Genomic DNA, 1,527 nt, shown 5'->3' with positions numbered 1-1,527 from the left:
TGGCGTAAATCTGCGTCGTGGAAATGCGGCTATGCCCCAGCATTTTACTGACGGTTTCAAGCGGGACACCATGCGAAAGCGTGATCTCGGTGGCGTAGGTATGGCGTCCGCAGTGAAAGACGAGCTTCCGTTCAATTCCGCAAATGGCGGCAATACGTTTCAGCGTCCGGTTGAGTTCGTTGTTGCTGTACATCGGCAGCAGTTTTCCTTCCGGGGCCATATCCCGGTACTTGTCGAGGATGAGCAACGGTATGTCGAGCAACGGCACTTCATAGTCGATTTTCGTCTTCTTGCGGGCGGTCTTGATCCATACCTCACCGTCCTCGGCCACTTCCAGATCCTCCGTCGTCAGGCGGCACATGTCCCCGTAAGGGATACCCGTGTAGCAGGAGAAGAGGAACAGGTCGCGGATATGGTAGAGTTTCGGGTCGTGCAGGGGTGTGGTCATCAGCCGTTGTAACTCTGCGGCGGTAAGGTATTTCTGTTCCCGCTCGGGATGTTCGGCTTCATACCCCGCGAACGGGTCGGCAGTGATAATCCCTTCCGCGATGGCTTCCCCGACAATCGTGTTCAACCGTGTGACAAGCAACACGATAGTTCCCAGGGCAAAGCGGCGCTCCGTGCGTAGGTAGAGGTCATAGTTGTCGATGAATGAACGGTTCAGGGCCGTGAAAGGAACATCCGACAACTTGTATTTCTCCTGGATGAAAGCAGCCACACAGTTACAAGCATAGCGGTAAGATTGTGCTGTTCCCTTTTCCCGGTTCACGCCGACACGTTTTTCGAAATGTTCGATGAACGTCCGGAAATAACCCAACAGGGTTTCCTGCCCGAAAGCCGTCCCCAACAACAGATTCCTTATTTCTTCAGCCGTTACATTCTCACGGGTGGCTGACAGTTCGTCATAAATGGAAATGGCTGAAGCTCGCAAATCGTCCAGTTGCCGGTTGATTTCCCGCGCGGCGTTACTTTTACCCGTGGCACGTCCGGATGCCCACAGTGCAACGGGTACGGACATTTTCGCACTAAAAGCCGCTTCTGAAAATTTGCCGACGGCAAGTTTCGCCATGACCGGGCAATGTCCCTCGTCATTCATTTCGCTCTTTTTGAGGTAGAACGTAACCGTTACATCCGTCTGTTTCATAACTCTATTTTTTTATGTTGCAAAATTACTTGATATAGAGTTATTTACAGTTATGAAAATTATAGCGGAACAAAGAATAAAACCCCGGATGCCGGTAACATAACCTGTATTTCCATGAAAAACGGAAAAAAACGGTTATCTTTACGGGCAAAATATAGGGTTCTTTGCATGGTGAACGGTAAAACCGCAGGTGGTTAAGCGTTATTTTGCCGGATTATCCGGGGCTAAAAAAGGCAACGGATAAGTAGCAAATCTTTCTCTTAACCTTTCATTATCCTGCATTTTAGCGATTTGGAAAGGTATAGAAGAATTTGGCTTAACTCTCCTCAATACCAAACACTTACTTTATTTATCCAAATTTTGCCGTTTTTTTGCGAGTTCTT

At 48.9% G+C, this 1,527-nt stretch carries 1 protein-coding gene; it reads right to left on the bottom strand.

Translation table 11 applies throughout. The features are described from left to right. Positions 1 to 1,144: site-specific integrase (locus tag DXA54_RS27885; RefSeq protein WP_133304704.1), on the bottom strand; the 1,144-nt coding region annotated here is incomplete at its 3' end. Positions 1,145 to 1,527 lie beyond the last annotated feature (383 nt).

It is taken from the genome of Bacteroides sp. OF03-11BH (assembly GCF_003604005.1).
GTDB lineage: Bacteria > Bacteroidota > Bacteroidia > Bacteroidales > Bacteroidaceae > Bacteroides > Bacteroides ovatus.
This window is presented reverse-complemented; position numbering and strand designations above follow the sequence as displayed.